This is a genomic window from Rhizobium sp. 18055 (assembly GCF_902706285.1).
Lineage (GTDB): Bacteria > Pseudomonadota > Alphaproteobacteria > Rhizobiales > Rhizobiaceae > Rhizobium.
Genome location: NZ_CACSKD010000012.1, coordinates 152,369 through 168,317, shown reverse-complemented (window position 1 = coordinate 168,317; position 15,949 = coordinate 152,369). Strand labels below are relative to the sequence as shown.

15 protein-coding genes are annotated in these 15,949 nt (G+C 61.9%); 3 read left to right on the top strand and 12 right to left on the bottom strand.

The window, feature by feature from the left end; all coding sequences use genetic code 11:
* Positions 1 to 3: 3 nt before the first annotated feature.
* From GVL52_RS20080 to urtA, 11 genes are all read right to left on the bottom strand, one after another.
* Positions 4 to 627 (bottom strand): Urease operon accessory protein, encoded by a 624-nt coding sequence (locus tag GVL52_RS20080; protein ID WP_160010449.1) that lies wholly within the window; start codon positions 625 to 627, stop codon positions 4 to 6.
* A 16-nt stretch (positions 628 to 643) separates the two neighbouring features.
* Positions 644 to 1,054: a lysozyme inhibitor LprI family protein gene (locus tag GVL52_RS20075; RefSeq protein ID WP_160010403.1), complete on the bottom strand. Its 411-nt coding sequence runs from the start codon at positions 1,052 to 1,054 to the stop codon at positions 644 to 646.
* Positions 1,055 to 1,074: 20 nt separating this feature from the next.
* Positions 1,075 to 1,380: an urease subunit beta gene (locus GVL52_RS20070; protein WP_160010401.1), complete on the bottom strand. Its 306-nt coding sequence runs from the start codon at positions 1,378 to 1,380 to the stop codon at positions 1,075 to 1,077.
* A 10-nt stretch (positions 1,381 to 1,390) separates the two neighbouring features.
* Positions 1,391 to 1,645 (bottom strand): DUF1272 domain-containing protein, encoded by a 255-nt coding sequence (locus GVL52_RS20065; RefSeq protein WP_160010399.1) that lies wholly within the window; start codon positions 1,643 to 1,645, stop codon positions 1,391 to 1,393.
* A 9-nt stretch (positions 1,646 to 1,654) separates the two neighbouring features.
* Complete coding sequence (locus GVL52_RS20060; protein ID WP_057472140.1) at positions 1,655 to 1,957, bottom strand: urease subunit gamma; 303 nt, start codon at positions 1,955 to 1,957, stop codon at positions 1,655 to 1,657.
* A 20-nt stretch (positions 1,958 to 1,977) separates the two neighbouring features.
* Positions 1,978 to 2,799 carry an urease accessory protein UreD gene (locus GVL52_RS20055; protein WP_160010397.1) on the bottom strand — a complete coding sequence of 274 codons (822 nt, stop codon included), beginning with the start codon at positions 2,797 to 2,799 and terminating at the stop codon, positions 1,978 to 1,980.
* Positions 2,800 to 3,001: 202 nt separating this feature from the next.
* Positions 3,002 to 3,697: an urea ABC transporter ATP-binding subunit UrtE gene (gene urtE / locus GVL52_RS20050; protein WP_160010395.1), complete on the bottom strand. Its 696-nt coding sequence runs from the start codon at positions 3,695 to 3,697 to the stop codon at positions 3,002 to 3,004.
* Between the two features lie 222 nt (positions 3,698 to 3,919).
* A complete protein-coding gene (urtD, locus tag GVL52_RS20045; protein ID WP_160010393.1) occupies positions 3,920 to 4,675 on the bottom strand; it encodes an urea ABC transporter ATP-binding protein UrtD in 756 nt (251 codons plus the stop codon).
* 5 nt (positions 4,676 to 4,680) lie between these two features.
* A complete protein-coding gene (urtC, locus tag GVL52_RS20040; RefSeq protein WP_160010391.1) occupies positions 4,681 to 5,844 on the bottom strand; it encodes an urea ABC transporter permease subunit UrtC in 1,164 nt (387 codons plus the stop codon).
* Complete coding sequence (gene urtB, locus GVL52_RS20035) at positions 5,841 to 7,460, bottom strand: urea ABC transporter permease subunit UrtB (protein ID WP_160010389.1); 1,620 nt, start codon at positions 7,458 to 7,460, stop codon at positions 5,841 to 5,843. Before urtB ends, urtC begins: the two co-directional genes overlap by 4 nt.
* 299 nt (positions 7,461 to 7,759) lie before the next feature.
* Entirely contained in the window at positions 7,760 to 9,052 is a 1,293-nt protein-coding gene (gene urtA / locus GVL52_RS20030; protein WP_160010387.1) for an urea ABC transporter substrate-binding protein, read from the bottom strand.
* Between the two features lie 216 nt (positions 9,053 to 9,268).
* Here urtA and GVL52_RS20025 point away from each other — a divergent pair, with 216 nt between their 5' ends.
* The 3 genes from GVL52_RS20025 to GVL52_RS20015 all read left to right on the top strand — a co-directional run bounded on the left by GVL52_RS20025 (position 9,269) and on the right by GVL52_RS20015 (position 14,890).
* Positions 9,269 to 12,655, top strand: coding sequence for an ATP-binding protein (locus tag GVL52_RS20025; RefSeq protein WP_160010385.1), 3,387 nt, complete (start codon positions 9,269 to 9,271; stop codon positions 12,653 to 12,655).
* Positions 12,648 to 13,559, top strand: coding sequence for a response regulator (locus GVL52_RS20020; RefSeq protein WP_160010383.1), 912 nt, complete (start codon positions 12,648 to 12,650; stop codon positions 13,557 to 13,559). Before GVL52_RS20025 ends, GVL52_RS20020 begins: the two co-directional genes overlap by 8 nt.
* A gap of 146 nt (positions 13,560 to 13,705) precedes the next feature.
* On the top strand, positions 13,706 to 14,890 hold the full coding sequence (locus GVL52_RS20015) for an acyltransferase (RefSeq protein WP_160010381.1): 1,185 nt from the start codon (positions 13,706 to 13,708) through the stop codon (positions 14,888 to 14,890).
* A 29-nt stretch (positions 14,891 to 14,919) separates the two neighbouring features.
* Here GVL52_RS20015 and GVL52_RS20010 read toward each other — a convergent pair whose 3' ends face one another.
* Positions 14,920 to 15,891 (bottom strand): D-glycerate dehydrogenase, encoded by a 972-nt coding sequence (locus GVL52_RS20010; RefSeq protein ID WP_160010379.1) that lies wholly within the window; start codon positions 15,889 to 15,891, stop codon positions 14,920 to 14,922.
* Between the last annotated feature and the right edge of the window lie 58 nt (positions 15,892 to 15,949).

Here is a 15,949-nt window from a genome sequence, read left to right as displayed (position 1 = left end):
ATGTCAGGCTCCTTGGGAGGAAGAATGGGAGGCCGCCGCGTGGAACCGCGTAACGCGGCCGGCGGCGACATAACTGTCGATGAGCTGCCTTTCGGCAGCGAAGGGATGCCACTCCCAGCCCTGATGGCCGAAGCCTGCAAGCGAGACGTGGGCATCTGGAAATTTGTCCATGACCGCGGCGATCACGATCATGCCGCTGCTCGGCACGATGTAAGGCGCGGGGTCGAAAGCCTTGAGCGCCTGATCGACGCCCTCATGAATCAGTTTGTCAACGACCACATGCGCCTTGCCAGCAATCTCGCAGAAGCTGTTGAATTCGTTGGTGTAGTCATCGCAGAAATCGTCGAGATCCGTGTGTGAAACGGCCAACGACGCGCGCATGGCCGCAAACTTTTCCGGATCGCGCACGCTCCAGATCGCTTCGGCCTCGCGCACAGCCGGATGTCCGGTCCATTGCTCGGAACCAAGCATCGCCTTGGCTGGACGCCCGGTATTGCAGACGGCAACGACGTCGGAGCGGCCGGGGCTGGCTTCATAGGAACGGCACCCGTTGAACCGGATCACGAAGTCGGCTGCAGCGACCGCCGCAGCACCCTTCTCACCGATGTCACCATTGCCGACGATCATGATATTGCCTGTCACCTCAGTTGCTCATCGCGTCTTCAAGTGTTTTCAATTCTTGGGTCCGTGCATCCGTCACGTTGGCGATGCAGCCGGCAACCAGCATCGGCTCCATCGTCCCGCCACGGGCTTGGAACCCCTCCGCCTCGCACTCCGCATCGCGGTAGGCGATCCAGGCGCGCTGCGCAGTGACCAGCACCTTTTCCGCACCCTTCATGTCGCCATCCAGATCGCTATCGGCAGCGACCATCGCAGCACGCGTCTTCTTGTACTGCACGTTCAAAGCCTTGTCGGCCTCGTCCTGACGTACCTTTTCGCACAGCGTCATATCGCTTTGCGTCGTCGGCTCCTTGCAATCAGGCTCCTGCGCACCGGCAGCATCTGCCGCCAGCATCACGACAACACCCGCTGCCATCCACAGTCCAGACCGCATCGTCCTCTCCCGAGATCGGCTCACAGTTTGCCCATCACCAACTGACGGAAGCCGTAGACTTCGCGCTTGCCCGACAGCGGAATGAGCGTCACCGAACGCGTCTGCCCCGGCTCGAAGCGCACCGCGGTGCCGGCCGGAATGTCGAGCCGCATGCCATGTGCCTTCTCGCGGTCGAAAGCGAGGCCGGCATTGGTTTCGCCGAAATGATAGTGGCTGCCGACCTGCACCGGGCGGTCGCCGGTGTTCGACACGTCGACGGTGATGGTCGGCGCACCGGCGTTGAGTTCGATTTCGCCGGATGCGGCAATGATTTCGCCTGGGATCATGGTCTTCTCCTCACGCAGCCTTGACGGGCGCGCAGCCCTCGGCCTTGAGCACACGTTTCGTCGATGCCGGATTTCTGATCAGCGCCGCCACCGGCCGCACCGGTCGGCGAACCAGTTCGCCGCTGCAATTCGGGCAGATGCCGCCAAGCACCGTCTCCGCACAGGATATGCAATAGGTGCATTCGAAGCTGCACATCATCGCCTCCCGGCTTTCGGCCGGCAGGTCCTTGTCGCAGCACTCGCAGTTGGGTCGAAGCTCAAGCATGTCGCAACCTCAGCGAATGGGCTCGTGGACAGTCACCAGCTTCGTTCCGTCAGGAAACGTCGCCTCGACCTGCACGTCGTGGATCATTTCGGCGATGCCTTCCATCACCTGATCGCGACCGACGACATGGGCGCCGGCTTCCATCAGCTCGGCCACCGGCCGCCCGTCACGCGCGCCTTCGACGACGAAATCGGAGATCAGCGCGATGGCCTCGGGATAGTTGAGCTTGACGCCCCGCTCCAGCCGCCGCCGGGCGACGATCGCCGCCATCGAAATCAACAGCTTGTCTTTTTCTCTCGGTGTGAGGTTCATCGTGCATCCATCTGCTTGAACTATAGATTCCAGACTTTCGGCACAGGCGCGCCATTGCGCAAGGCTGAAATGATCGGGATCAGGATTTTTCTAAGGGCAAAGCCATCGGCCGCCGCCAGCCGAACCACGAGCTTGCCCGCCCAGGCGCTGGCGCCGCCCATATGGCCACCGAGCAACGGCCTGATAGCATTGAGATAGGCTTCCGCCTGCGGGCCGACATAGAGCAACGTCGCAAACGCCACCTTGCCCGACAGCACCGCCTGCTCGGCGGAAAGCTGTTCCACGCTACCCGCGAGCCTGAGATCCTCGGCATGGCAAAGCCTGCCTTCGCGGCGTATCCGCCAGCGATCGCGAAAGAACCCTGACACCACCGCCTCGCCCATCATCTTGCGACCGAGCAGCACCGCTTCGACCGCCAGAAACTCGGCGCCCTCGTCAAGATCGACATCGAGCCGGCGATAAAGCGACGAGCGATCGAACAGGATGGTCTCCTGCGGCAGCCAATCGACACGCGCATTGGCGCCGACCTGAATGCGGGTGGTGATCTCTGCTGTGCCGGCAGAAGCCTTGTAGATCTTTTCGCAGGCCTGCGTGGTCACGTCGATGCGCGTGCCGGGACCGGCAACCACGCTCCAGTCCATCCGGTCGCCACCGGTGAGCCCGCCGGCCGTGTTGATGATGACGGCCTCCATCGAGGCATCGAACGTATCGGGCAGGCGGATCTTCGCCGCGCCCTCCTGATAGAGCTCGCGAATGCGGGTGTGGCCACCGAGCGCCTTGGCGGCCAGATGCCCCCGGCCCTCGGCCCTTTGCGGTCGCGTGGTTGCCGCAGCACTCGTCATTTCCACCCCTTCGAAAGCCGCCGGTTTGCCCGGTCGCGCCCATTCAATCCTCTAAGAGATTGAAAGCAAGCAATTTTTATGCCGCTCCACGATCCTTTGGATGACAGGGCAAGTGACCTCGGACTTACCGAGACCTGCTGCCTGCAAAAGCGGCGATTGCCGTTCTGACAGCCAGAAGGCCGGGCAGCCGGGAGACAAAAAGTCAGACGGTCAGGTGGCGACGCGCTTCCGGCGTATCCAGCGTTTCGGCCAGCCCCTCATGCACGATCTCGCCACGGTCCATGATGTAGACATAGTCGGCAAGCTCGCGGCAGAAATCCAGATACTGCTCGACCAGCAGGATCGCCATACCGGTGCTGTCACGCAGATAGCGGATCGCCCGGCCGATATCCTTGATGATCGATGGCTGGATGCCTTCGGTCGGCTCATCCAGCACCAGGATCTTCGGCCGCGTCACCATCGCCCGGCCGATCGCCAGCTGCTGCTGCTGCCCGCCCGAGAGGTCGCCGCCACGCCGTCCGAGCATGGTCTGCAGCACCGGAAACAGGCTGAAGATATCGTCGGGGATGTTCCTGTTGCCGCGCGACAGCGGCGCAAAGCCGGTCTCAAGGTTTTCCTTCACCGTCAGCAGCGGAAAGATTTCGCGGCCCTGCGGCACGTAGCCGATGCCCTGCTTGGCGCGGGCATAAGGAGGCAGCCCGTTGAGCGTGGTGTCGTTGAACGTCACCGTGCCGCCCGATAGCGGATGCTGGCCGGTAACGGCGCGAAGCAGCGAACTCTTGCCGACCCCGTTTCGCCCGAGCACGCAGGTGATCTTGCCCATCTCCGCCTTCAGCGAGATGCCGCGCAATGCCTGGGCGGCGCCATAGTGCAGATTTGCGTTTTCGACTGTCAGCATGATGGCATCTCCTGGCGAATTGCGGGTTCGAAGACCCCTCCCCAACCCCTCCCCACAAGGGGGAGGCACCGACGCGGCGCAACCGCCTCGCATCCCTTCAAACCTTGGAGGATCGACTGGTCATGACAATGAACGGGCATCTCGGTTGAGTCCCTCCCCCTTGTGGGGAGGGGTTGGGGAGGGGTTTTACCCACACTGATAGCGACGAGATCAATCATCCCCTCACCGCCCCAGATAATTCTCGATCACCTTCGGATCGGAACTGACGAAGTCGATCGACCCCTCGGCCAGCACCGACCCTTCGGCAAGGCACGTCACCTTGACGCCAAGGTCGCGGATAAAGCCCATGTCGTGCTCGACGACGACAACCGACCGGGTCTTGGCGATCTCCTTCAGCAGGATCGCCGTCTCCGACGTTTCCGCATCGGTCATCCCGGCCACCGGTTCATCCACCAGCAACAGCTTCGGCTCCTGCGCCAGAAGCATGCCGATCTCCAGCCACTGCTTTTGCCCATGGCTGAGATTGGCGGCTAGGTCGTCGCGGCGATGCGTCAGGCGTACCGTCGTCAGGATCTCGTCGATGCGGTTGCGATCCTCGGAGGACAACCGGTAGAACAGCGTTGAAAACACCCCGCGCTTGCGGTTCAGCGCCAGCTCCAGATTGTCCCAGACCGTATGGCTTTCGAACACCGTCGGCTTCTGGAACTTGCGGCCGATGCCGAGCTGGGCGATGTCGGCCTCGTCAAGCTTGGTGAGATCCGTCTGGCCGTTGAAGAACACCTCGCCGGCATCCGGTCGGGTCTTGCCGGTGATGATATCCATCATCGTCGTCTTGCCGGCGCCGTTCGGGCCGATGATGGCGCGCAACTCGCCGGGCTCGATGACGATCGACAGCGAGTTCAGCGCCTTGAAGCCATCGAAGGAGACGGAGACGTTGTTGAGATAAAGGACACTGCTGGGTTTGACGTCGGGGATCATGGCGCTCACTCCGCAGCCTGGATTTTAGCATCGACGCCGTCTTCCTGCTTGGCGGAAGGAGTGTCGCTCGGGGCAGGCTTGCGCTTGCCGAGATAGGGAGCCAGCGTGCCGACGATCCCCTTGGGCAGGAACACCGTGACGGCCACGAACAGGCCCCCCAGCGCAAACAGCCAGAACTCCGGGAACAGGCCGGTAAAGACCGTCTTGCCGCCGTTGACGAGGATGGCACCGATGATCGGCCCGATCAGCGTCGAACGACCGCCGACCGCCGTCCAGATCACCACCTCGATCGAGTTGGCCGGTGCGAACTCGCCGGGATTGATGATGCCGACCTGCGGCACGTAGAGGGCACCGGCAATGCCCGCCATCATCGCCGAGACGACGAAGGTGAACAGCTTGAAGTGCTCGACGCGGTAGCCCAGGAAACGCGTGCGGCTTTCCGCATCGCGAACGCCGACCAGCACCTTGCCGAATTTTGAGCGCACGATGGCAGATGCCAGGAGCAGCGAGAGCGCCAGGAAGATCGCGGTGGCCGCAAACAGCGCAGCACGGGTACCGTCGGCCTGGATGTTGTAGCCGATGATATCCTTGAAATCGGTCAGGCCGTTATTGCCGCCGAAGCCCATGTCGTTGCGGAAGAAGGCGAGCAGCAGCGCATAGGTCATCGCCTGGGTGATGATCGAGAGATAGACGCCGTTGACGCGAGAGCGGAAGGCGAACCAGCCGAACACGAAGGCGAGCAGCCCCGGCACGACAAGCACCATCAGGGCCGCGAACCAGAAGTGGTTGAACCCATGCCAGAACCACGGCAGCGCCTTGTAGTTCAGGAACACCATGAAGTCGGGCAGGATTGGATCGCCATAGCTGCCGCGCGGGCCGATCTGACGCATCAGGTACATGCCCATCGCATAACCGCCGAGCGCGAAGAAGGCGCCGTGGCCAAGCGAGAGAATGCCGCAGAAGCCCCAGACGAGATCGAGCGCCAGCGCCAGCAATGCGTAGGTCAGGTATTTGCCGAACAGCGACATGATGTAGGTCGGGATGTGCAGCGGGCTGGAGGCCGGCGTCATCAGGTTCAGCGCCGGCACCAAGACGGCAAGCGCCAGAAGGATGACCAGTGCGACGATGATCTTGCGATCGAGAGATCGGAGAAGGAAGGCCGTAATCATGCTTCCACCGCCCTTCCTTTGAGTGCGAAGAGCCCACGTGGCCGCTTCTGGATGAAGAGAATGATGAGAACCAGCACCAGGATCTTGCCGAGCACGGCGCCGGCGAACGGCTCAAGGAACTTGTTGACCACGCCGAGCGAAAGAGCGCCCACCAGCGTCCCCCACAGATTGCCCACGCCCCCGAACACCACGACCATGAAGCTGTCGATGATGTAGCTCTGGCCAAGGTTTGGCGAGACGTTATCGATCTGCGACAGCGCCACACCAGCCATGCCGGCAATGCCGGAGCCGAGCGCGAAGGTGAAGGCATCGACCCAGCCGGTGCGGATACCCATCGACGATGCCATGCGGCGGTTCTGGGTGACGGCACGCATCTGCAGGCCGAAGGCGGAGCGCTTCAGAAGCGCCAGCAGTGCCACGAACACCACCATCGAGAAGACGATGATCCACAGGCGGTTCCAGGTGATCGACAGGCCGCCGAGTTCGAAAGCACCCGACATCCAGCTCGGATTGCGAACCTCGCGGTTGGTCGGTCCGAAGATCGAGCGAACCGCCTGCTGCAGGATCAGCGACACGCCCCAGGTGGCCAGCAGCGTCTCCAGCGGCCGTCCGTAGAGATAGCGGATGACGGAGCGCTCGATCACCAGGCCGACGAAGCCGGTGAACAGGAAGGCTGCGGGAACTGCAAAGGCCAGCGAATAGGTAGCAAGGCTTGGGAAGGCCGAGGTGATGTATTCCTGCACGACATAGGTCGTGTAGGCGCCGATCATCACCATCTCGCCATGCGCCATGTTGATGACGCCCATGACGCCGAAGGTGATGGCCAGACCGATGGCGGCCAAAAGCAGCACCGAGCCGAGCGACAGGCCGTACCAGGTGTTCTGCACGACATCCCAGATCGCCAGGCTGCGGTTGATACCGTTGATATGCGCCTGAATCTCGCCCTTCAGTTCGTTAGGCGCGGTCGCCAGCGCACCGGTCAGGATGGTCAGCGCATTGCGGCCACCGCGTGCGGCAATCGTGTCGATGGCGGCTTTCTTGTCCTCGACGCTGACGTCGCTTTTCAGCATCATCACCGCACGCGCTGCTTCCATCGTTGCCTTGACCTCTCCATCCTTTTCATCGGCCAGGGCCGAATTCAGAAGATCGAGATTTTCAGGATCGGCATCCCTGAGCAGCCCCTGGGCCGCCGTCAGTCTGGCACCGCGATCAGGAGACAGCAGCGTCAGCTGGCTCATCGCCGTGCTGATAACGCCGCGAAGCGTGTTGTTGACCCTCACCTTCGACATCATGTCGGGATCGATGTCGGCAACAGCCTCACCGCTGATCGGATCGGAAAAGGTCGGCTCGTCATCCGTGCCGCCCTGGAGCAGAACCGGGCCACCGCTTTCGGAATTCACATAGAGCAGGCCGTCGCTGAGCTGCTGCAGGATCTGGCTGACATGGGCGTCCTTGGATGCGACCAGCGCCTTGATGGCAGCCTCGCGTTCCGGGAAATCGCCGACGCCGAGCGCATCGATAAGCGGGTGAATATCTTCCTGTGCCTTGAGCACCGTCGCAAAGGCCGGCATGGCCAGGCACAATGTCAAAAGGAAAATCTTGATGGCGCGATACATCGGCGTCTTGCCTCGGTTATCGTTGGCCTACTGCATCGGCCAGAAAATCGGGTTCGATTTTCGAAAAGCTCGATGCCGCAGCTTAAAAAGGGTTAGCGCGTCCTGTGTGCGTCCATTGGGAGGCACGGCGCGCTAGCGGCGCAATCGGGAAAAATATGGCTTCAGGTCGGGGTCGATCCGCAGGATTGGACCGTTGCCGTCCGAAGCATCAAGGCTGCACTTCGGAGTAGAGAACTTCCGCCCGGACAGGAGGGCCGGACGGAAGCTGTTTCAGGCTATCAGAGTGACGGGGTTCGCACTCAGGAGCCCTTGCCGCCGCACTTGCCCGTTGCGACATTGAAGTTGCCGCAGTTCATGGGCTTGCGCCAATCGGAGATCAGATCCTTGGAGTCAGGCAGGAAATCGGACCATTCGTCGCCAACCACAGCAGGGGTCTGCTGGACGATTTCGAACTGGCCGTTTGCCTGGATTTCACCAATCAGAACCGGCTTGGTGATGTGGTGGTTCGGCATGACAGTCGCATAGCCGCCCGACAGGTTCGGAACCGTGGTGCCGATGATCGAGTCGAGGACCTTGTCCGTGTCGGTCGTGCCGGCAGCCTGGACAGCCTTAACCCAGGCGTTGAAGCCGATATAGGCAGCTTCCATCGGGTCGTTGGTCACACGCTTGTCGTTCTTGGTGTAGGCATGCCATTCCTTGATGAACTTCTTGTTCGCCGGGCTTTCGACCGACTCGAAGTAGTTCCAGGCAGCCAAGTGGCCGACGAGCGGCTTGGTGTCGAGACCGGCAAGTTCTTCTTCGCCGACCGAGAAGGCGACGACAGGAATGTCCGTTGCCTTGACGCCCTGGTTGCCGAGTTCCTTGTAGAATGGAACGTTGGCGTCACCGTTGACGGTGGAGACGACGGCAGTCTTCTTGCCGGCACCGCCGAATTCCTTGATCTTCGACACTTCCGTCTGCCAATCGGAGAAGCCGAACGGCGTGTAGTTGACGATGATGTCTTCCTTCGGAATGCCCTTGGCGATCAGGTAGGCTTCCAGGATCTTGTTGGTGGTGCGCGGGTAGACGTAGTCGGTGCCTTCGAGAACGAAGCGCTTAACGCCTTCCTTTTCCATCAGGTAGTCGACAGCCGGAATAGCCTGCTGGTTCGGAGCGGCACCGGTGTAGAAGATGTTGCGCGAGGACTCTTCGCCTTCATACTGAACCGGGTAGAACAGGATGGAGTTGAGTTCTTCGAAAACCGGCAGGACCGACTTGCGCGACGACGATGTCCAGCAACCGAACACGGCCGCGACCTTGTCCTTTTCGATCAGCTCGCGTGCCTTTTCGGCAAACAGCGGCCAATCGGAGGCCGGATCGACGACGACGGCTTCGAGCTTCTTGCCAAGAAGGCCGCCCTTCTTGTTCTGCTCGTCGATGAGCATCAACATGGCGTCTTTCAGCGTCGTTTCGGAGATCGCCATCGTACCGGACAGCGAATGAAGCACGCCGACCTTGATGGTGTCGTCAGCCGCAACGGCTCCATGGAATGCGGCCGAAGCCGACATGACGGCGCCGAGTACGGCACCTGAAACATATGATCTCAGTTTCATCTGGTTGATCCCCTCTTCTTGTTCGACAACAGGCCGAAAACGGACGTTAACTGTTGCTTAAGGGACTATCCGGTGCTGCACTGCGAAAGCGTATACGTAGAATGACGTAAGTGATGGGGCGAAATGTGCAGTTTTGCGTTGCAATGCACTCTTAAGCACCCCAACGATCCGTGTTACGAACATGTCACAAGAAGAATGAGGGGCCGATAGACAGGCATGGCAGCGCGGCAACGCATTATCCCCGTCAGGCGCGAGTACAATCGCTGGGTGGCCAACCAGACGCTCGAAGATTATGCGCTGCGCTTTACCGCGAAGAGCGCCCGGCAGTTCTCGTCGCAGCGCATCTCGCAGACCGCCATCGGCGCCATCTCCTTCCTGGCGCTCGAGGCGATCGGCGGCGCCATCACGCTCTCCTACGGCACCACCAACGCGTTTTACGCCATCATCGTCGCCTCGGTCGTCATGCTCGCCGTCGGCCTGCCGATCAGCCGCTACGCGATCCGCCACGGCGTCGATATCGACCTGCTCACCCGCGGCGCGAGCTTCGGCTATATCGGCTCGACCGTCACCTCGCTGATCTATGCCAGCTTCACCTTCATGCTGTTTGCGATCGAAGCCTCGATCATGTCCGGCGCGCTGGAGCTGACCTTGGGCATCCCCTTGTGGATCGGCTACATCATCAGCGCCGTCATGGTCATCCCGCTGGTCACCCACGGCGTCCGGCTGATCAGCCGCTTCCAGCTTTTGACCCAGCCGTTCTGGATCGTGTTGAACGTCCTGCCCTTCATCTTCATTGCGGTGATGGACTGGGAGAAATTCGACCTCTGGCGCGCCTTCGCCGGTATCCGCCATGCCTCGGGTCCACCCGGCACAATCGCCCCCTTCGATCTTGTCGAGTTCGGCGCGGCGTCCGCCGTCATCCTGGCGCTGATGTCGCAGATCGGCGAACAGGCCGACTTCCTGCGCTTCCTGCCGCCGGAAAAGCAGACCAAGTGGCGCCATCGTTTCGCCGTCTTCCTCGCCGGCCCCGGCTGGGTCATCATCGGCGCGCCGAAGCTTCTGGCCGGCTCCTTCCTGGTCGTCCTGACCTTCGCCTCCGGCGTCCCCGCCGACCGCGCTGCCGATCCGGCGCAGATGTACCTCACCGCCTTCGGCTATATGATCCCCTGGCACAACGCCGCCCTGCTGCTGATGGTCGCCTTCGTCATGGTCTCGCAGCTGAAGATCAACGTCATGAACGCCTATGCCGGCTCGCTGGCATGGTCGAACTTCTTCTCTCGCCTCACCCACAGCCACCCCGGCCGCGTGATCTGGCTGGTCTTCAACGTGGCGATCGCACTGCTTTTGATGGAACTCGGCATCTACAAGCTGCTTGAGGAAACGCTCGGCATCTTCTCGATCATCGCGATGGCCTGGCTCTGCACCATCTCGGCCGATCTGTTCATCAACAAACCGCTCGGCCTTGCCCCTCCCGGCATCGAGTTCAAGCGCGCTCACCTCTACGACATCAACCCCGTCGGCCTCGGCGCCATGACGCTGTCGGCAACAATCGCGCTCACCGCCCATTTCGGTGTCTTCGGCACCATCGCCGCCTCGCTGGCGCCCTACATCACGCTGGTCGTCGCCCTCATTGCCTCGCCGCTGATCGCCTGGGGCACCAAGGGCAAGTTCTACCTCGCCCGCAAGCCGCGCCAGAGCTGGAAGAACCTGACGAACATCACCTGTTCGGTCTGTGAGCATCCGTTCGAGCCAGAGGACATGGCCTGGTGTCCCGCCTATGCGGCGCCGATCTGCTCACTCTGCTGTTCGCTCGACAGCCGCTGCCACGACATGTGCAAGCCGAAGGCCCGCTTCAATGCGCAGGTCGGCACCGTCGCCAAGGCCCTGCTGCCCGAAACCATCGTCCAGAAGCTGACGACACGCCTCGGCCGCTACGGCATCGCCGTGGTGCTGGCGCTGACCGCCGTCGGCGCCATTCTGGCGATGATCGCCCATCAGGTCTCGTCTGCTTCACCGGCGACCGGCGAGGTGGTCAACCGCACCATCCTCATCGTCTTCTTCGTCTTCGCCGTCATCGCCGGCGTCGTCTGCTGGTTCTACGTGCTGGCCCACGACAGCCGCGTTGTCGCCGAAGAGGAATCCTCGCGCCAGAACACGCTGCTCTTGAAGGAAATCGCCGCCCACAAGAAGACCGACGCGGCGCTGCAAACGGCCAAGGAAACCGCCGAAGCCGCCAACCGCGCCAAGAGCCGCTACGTCGTCGGCCTCAGCCACGAACTGCGCACGCCGCTGAATGCGGTGCTCGGCTACGCCCAGATCCTTGAGCGCGACGACACCATCCCGACGCCGCGCCAGTCCTCTATCAAGGTGATCCGCCGCAGCGCCGAGCATCTCTCCGGCCTGATCGATGGCCTCTTGGATATCTCCAAGATCGAGGCCGGTCGCCTGCAGGTCTATTCCAACGAGATCAACATCCAGGATTTCCTCGACCAGATCATCGACATGTTCCGCCCGCAAGCACTCGCCAAGGGTCTGGTGTTCGAGCACCAGCGCGCACCCGCTTTGCCGCAGTTCGTCCGCACCGATGAGAAACGCCTGCGCCAGATCCTCGTCAACCTGCTGTCCAACGCAATCAAGTTCACCGACGAAGGCACTGTCACCTTCGACGTCGGCTATCGCAGCCAGGTCGCCACCTTCACCATCACAGACACCGGCCGCGGCATTGCCGAGAAGGATCTGAGCCGCATCTACGAGCCGTTCCAGCGCGGCGAGGCCGAAAGCATCCGCCCGATGCCCGGCCTCGGCCTCGGCCTGACGATCACCCAACTGCTGACCAACACGCTCGGCGGCGAAATCCTCGCCACCAGCGAGAAGGACAAGGGCTCCATCTTCAAGGTCCGGCTGATGCTGTCTGCCGTGTTGCGCGAGACGGCAGCGCCGCCGCAGGAAAAGAAGATCGTCAGTTATGACGGCCCGCGCCGCACCATCGTCGTCGTCGACGACAATGAGGACCACCGCGAGATGATGCGCGAAATCCTCGTGCCGCTCGATTTCGTCGTCCTGACGGCGGCCAGCGGCACCGATTGCCTGACACTGATCGAGGGCATCCAGCCCGACCTCTTCCTCGTCGATATCCTGATGCCCGGCATGAACGGCTGGCAACTGGTCTCGCGCCTGCGCGAGGCCGGCCAGACCGCCCCGATCGTCATGCTCTCGGCCAATATCGGCGACGCCGCCGCCCATAGCGACAGCGATTACAGCCACAATGACGCGATCGGCAAACCGGTCGATATCCGCCGCCTGCGCGACAAGCTGGCGCTTCATCTCGGCCTCAAATGGATCTACGCCGAGCAGATCCCGCCAACACCGGTGAAAACCGAACTGGTGCTGCAGAGCCCCGGCGACGCCCATGTGCAGGAATTGCTGCGATTGGGCGAAATCGGCTACATCAGGGGTATCGAAGCGAAACTAGCGGACCTTGCCAAGGTGGAGGCAAATCAGCCATTTACGGAAGAGCTTCGCTCCTATGTCGCCGCCTTCGATCTCAACGGCTTCATGACCTTCCTGCAGCGTTTCGACGAAAAGGTAGAACACATTGGCTGAACTCCCGCGCGATATCGTTCTGTTGGTCGATGACTCGCCGGAAGCGCTGGGCTTTCTCACCGATGCGCTGGAACAATCAGGCTTCTCCGTGCTGATCGCCACCTCGGGCGCTGCAGCGCTCAACATCGTCGAGCGCATCACCCCCGACCTGATCCTGCTCGATGCCGTGATGCCTGCCATGGATGGCTTCGAGACCTGCCGGAGACTGAAGGCGAACCCGGCGATCAGCCAGATCCCCGTGATCTTCATGACCGGGCTTACCGAAACCGAACACGTCGTCCACGCGCTGGAATCGGGCGGCGTCGATTATCTCACCAAGCCGATCAATATCGACGAGTTGCGCGCCCGCATCGGCGTGCACTTGCGAAACGCCCGCTCGGCCCAGAGCGCTCGTGTGGCGCTCGATGCTGCCGGCCGCCACCTGCTGGCCGTCAAGGGCGATGGCAACATCCACTGGTCCACCCCGCAGGCAACCCGTCTCGTCAACGCCGCCATGGGCAGCGATGACGGCATGGATACCGTCGTCAGCACCATCGCCGACTGGATGAAAAACCGCACCATTGCCACCCGCGATGCCACGATCTCGGTCAATTATGGCGGCCAGGACGTGCTGCACCTGGCCTTCCTCGGCACCATCGGCCCCGACGAATATCTGTTCCGCCTGACCGCCAACAACCAGCGCGCCAACGACGAGGTGCTGCGCCAGCGCTTTGCGCTGACCCAGCGCGAATCCGAAGTGTTGCTCTGGATCGCCAAGGGCAAGGCCAACCGTGACATCGGCGAAATTCTCGGCCTCTCGGCCCGCACCGTCAACAAGCACCTCGAACAGATCTACGTCAAACTCGGCGTCGAAAACCGCGCCTCCGCCGCCGTCAAGGCAGCCCACGCCCTGCACGAGATGTGAGGCGGCCGTGGCCGTCACAGGGCTGCCCCGCTAGAAAAACGCCAACGCTCACACTTTGGCAAGCTCCAACAGCTACGCTGGAAACCTCGCCGCTTCAGGCAGGCGGGCCCCTCTGCGGGTCGCGGCATCAAGAGATTTGGCGGATCATGACGGACAGGCTTTACTACGTGGACCGGCTGCGGATTTTCGCTTTTGCGATCCTGATCTTCTATCATTCCTCCGCCGCCTTCTTCCCCGACATGCCCTGGCTGATCCACAGCGACAGGACCAGCAGCACACTCGCGCTGATCATGGATTTCCCGCGCGCCTGGCGTCTGGCGTTGCTGTTTTTCGTCTCGGGCATGGGCGTCGCATTCTCGTTCCGCACGGATGCCGGCCTCAAATTTCTGCGCAGGCGGACGGTCCGGCTGCTCGTCCCCCTGCTGTTTGCCATGGCCGTCATCGTCGTGCCGCAGGTCTGGTACGAGCGCATGTATGAGAACGGCTATGAGGGCTCTCTCCTCGAATTCTGGCTGACGCGCTACTTCACCGAGGGCCGTTATCCGACCGGCAACTTCACATGGGCGCATATGTGGTTTGTCGCCTATCTGCTGGTGATGTCGGTGATCTGCTATCCGATCTTTCTCTACCTCTGCCGGCCCGCAAACCCGGTCGCCGCATGGTTCGAGCGCATCGCCAAAACCAACCTCGTCTATCTCCTCTTCCTGCTACCGCTGGCGCTCAATCTGGCACTGTCGCCGATCTTCCCGCGCGAGACCAACGCGCTCTACAATGACGGTGCCTGGTTCGCTGTCTGGGCAAGCTGGTTCGGCCTCGGCTTTCTGACTGCCCGCCATCACCGAGCGCTGATCGGCTCCATCATCGCCAAACGGTTTGTCAGTGCAGCCCTCGCACTCGTCACCACCGTGCTGCTTTATCTCTTCGCCTGGGCAGCACCAGCCGATCAGGCGATCGGCAATTATGTCAACGACACTCCGCTTTTCAAGGCAGCGATCTTCCTGCTTGCCTGGTCGATGATCCTGACGTCGATCGGCTTCGCCGCGCGTCATTTCAATGCGCCAGACGCGCGTCTGTTGGTGATGAACCGGCTGGTCTTCCCGCTCTACATCGTCCACCAGACCGTGATCGTCGCAGCACTCTATTACGTCCTGCCGCTGGATCTGCCCGTCGTCGCAAGCTTCCTCGCGGTATCGGCAGTGACCTTCGTCATATCCGGCGCCTTCGCCGTTGCGGCCGATTTCCTGCCCGGGCCGATGCGACCGCTGGTCGGCCTCACGACCAGCCGGCCCGCAGCGCAAACCCGTCGCCAAGCCGCCAAATTCGAGGCCTGACGCCCACTCTCCGCCTTGCAGAGATCGTCTCAAGCCACCCGGTCAGGCGGCTCCCTGCCCTCGAAGAAAGCGGTGATGTTGTCGACCACCTTCATGCCCATGGCATTTCGGGTCTCTTCGGTGGCGCTGCCGAGATGGGGCAACAGCACGACATTCTCCATGCCACGCAATCGTTCCGGCACATGCGGCTCGGCCTCATAGACATCGAGACCCGCACCACGGATCACACCCGCCTCAAGCGCTACGACCAACGCTGCCTCATCAACAACATCGCCGCGGGCCGTATTGATCAGGAAGGCGCCAGGCTTCATTGCCGCAAACCGCGCAGCGTTCATGAGGTGCCGGTTCTCGGCACCGCCGGGGCAATGCAGCGAGACGAAATCCGCCGTCGCCAGCACATCCTCAACGGTCGGCAACTGCCGCGCGCCATAGCGGGCCGCTTCGGCGGGATCGACGATCGATCGGTTGTAGAACACCACATCCATGCCGACGCCGAAGTGACAACGCTGCGCAAACGCCTTGCCGATCCGCCCGAAACCGATGATGCCGACTGTTTTGCCTGATACTTTCGTCCCGATCATGTGCGTCGGGCACCAGCCCTTCCATGCGTCGGCCCGGATCTGCCGTTCGCCCTCACCGCCGCGTCGCGCTACCGACAGCAGCAGCAGCATGGCGATGTCGGCGGTGCAATCGGTGAGCACTCCCGGTGTATTGGTCACCGCGATGCCATTTGCCTTGGCGGCGGCGATATCGATGTGATTGTAGCCGACGCCGAAATTGCCGAGGATCTTCGCCCGGATCGCACCGCCTTCGAAAACCGACGCCGGCAGCTTGTCCGATACCGTCGGCAGCACGGCATCATGGGTGCGCAACGCCTCGCCAATCGCATCCGCCGTCATCGGCAGGTCATCGATATTGAAGGTTGCATCGAACCGCTCTGCAAGAACAGCCTCGACGGCAGTCGGCCAGCGCCGGGTCAGGAGAATTTTGGGGCGGGGCATGGCAACAAATCCGTATCCTTGCTTGCCGCGTCGCGCCGCACAAGGCGGCGCCGGGACG

What these genes read in the sequence shown, in the direction of transcription:
- GVL52_RS20080 (WP_160010449.1), bottom strand. Translation starts at nt 627, where the DNA reads ATGATCGTCGGCAATGGTGACATCGGTGAGAAGGGTGCTGCGGCGGTC.
- GVL52_RS20075 (WP_160010403.1), bottom strand. Translation starts at nt 1,054, where the DNA reads ATGCGGTCTGGACTGTGGATGGCAGCGGGTGTTGTCGTGATGCTGGCG.
- GVL52_RS20070 (WP_160010401.1), bottom strand. Translation starts at nt 1,380, where the DNA reads ATGATCCCAGGCGAAATCATTGCCGCATCCGGCGAAATCGAACTCAAC.
- GVL52_RS20065 (WP_160010399.1), bottom strand. Translation starts at nt 1,645, where the DNA reads ATGCTTGAGCTTCGACCCAACTGCGAGTGCTGCGACAAGGACCTGCCG.
- GVL52_RS20060 (WP_057472140.1), bottom strand. Translation starts at nt 1,957, where the DNA reads ATGAACCTCACACCGAGAGAAAAAGACAAGCTGTTGATTTCGATGGCG.
- GVL52_RS20055 (WP_160010397.1), bottom strand. Translation starts at nt 2,799, where the DNA reads ATGACGAGTGCTGCGGCAACCACGCGACCGCAAAGGGCCGAGGGCCGG.
- urtE (WP_160010395.1), bottom strand. Translation starts at nt 3,697, where the DNA reads ATGCTGACAGTCGAAAACGCAAATCTGCACTATGGCGCCGCCCAGGCA.
- urtD (WP_160010393.1), bottom strand. Translation starts at nt 4,675, where the DNA reads ATGATCCCCGACGTCAAACCCAGCAGTGTCCTTTATCTCAACAACGTC.
- urtC (WP_160010391.1), bottom strand. Translation starts at nt 5,844, where the DNA reads ATGATTACGGCCTTCCTTCTCCGATCTCTCGATCGCAAGATCATCGTC.
- urtB (WP_160010389.1), bottom strand. Translation starts at nt 7,460, where the DNA reads ATGTATCGCGCCATCAAGATTTTCCTTTTGACATTGTGCCTGGCCATG.
- urtA (WP_160010387.1), bottom strand. Translation starts at nt 9,052, where the DNA reads ATGAAACTGAGATCATATGTTTCAGGTGCCGTACTCGGCGCCGTCATG.
- GVL52_RS20025 (WP_160010385.1), top strand. Translation starts at nt 9,269, where the DNA reads ATGGCAGCGCGGCAACGCATTATCCCCGTCAGGCGCGAGTACAATCGC.
- GVL52_RS20015 (WP_160010381.1), top strand. Translation starts at nt 13,706, where the DNA reads ATGACGGACAGGCTTTACTACGTGGACCGGCTGCGGATTTTCGCTTTT.
- GVL52_RS20010 (WP_160010379.1), bottom strand. Translation starts at nt 15,891, where the DNA reads ATGCCCCGCCCCAAAATTCTCCTGACCCGGCGCTGGCCGACTGCCGTC.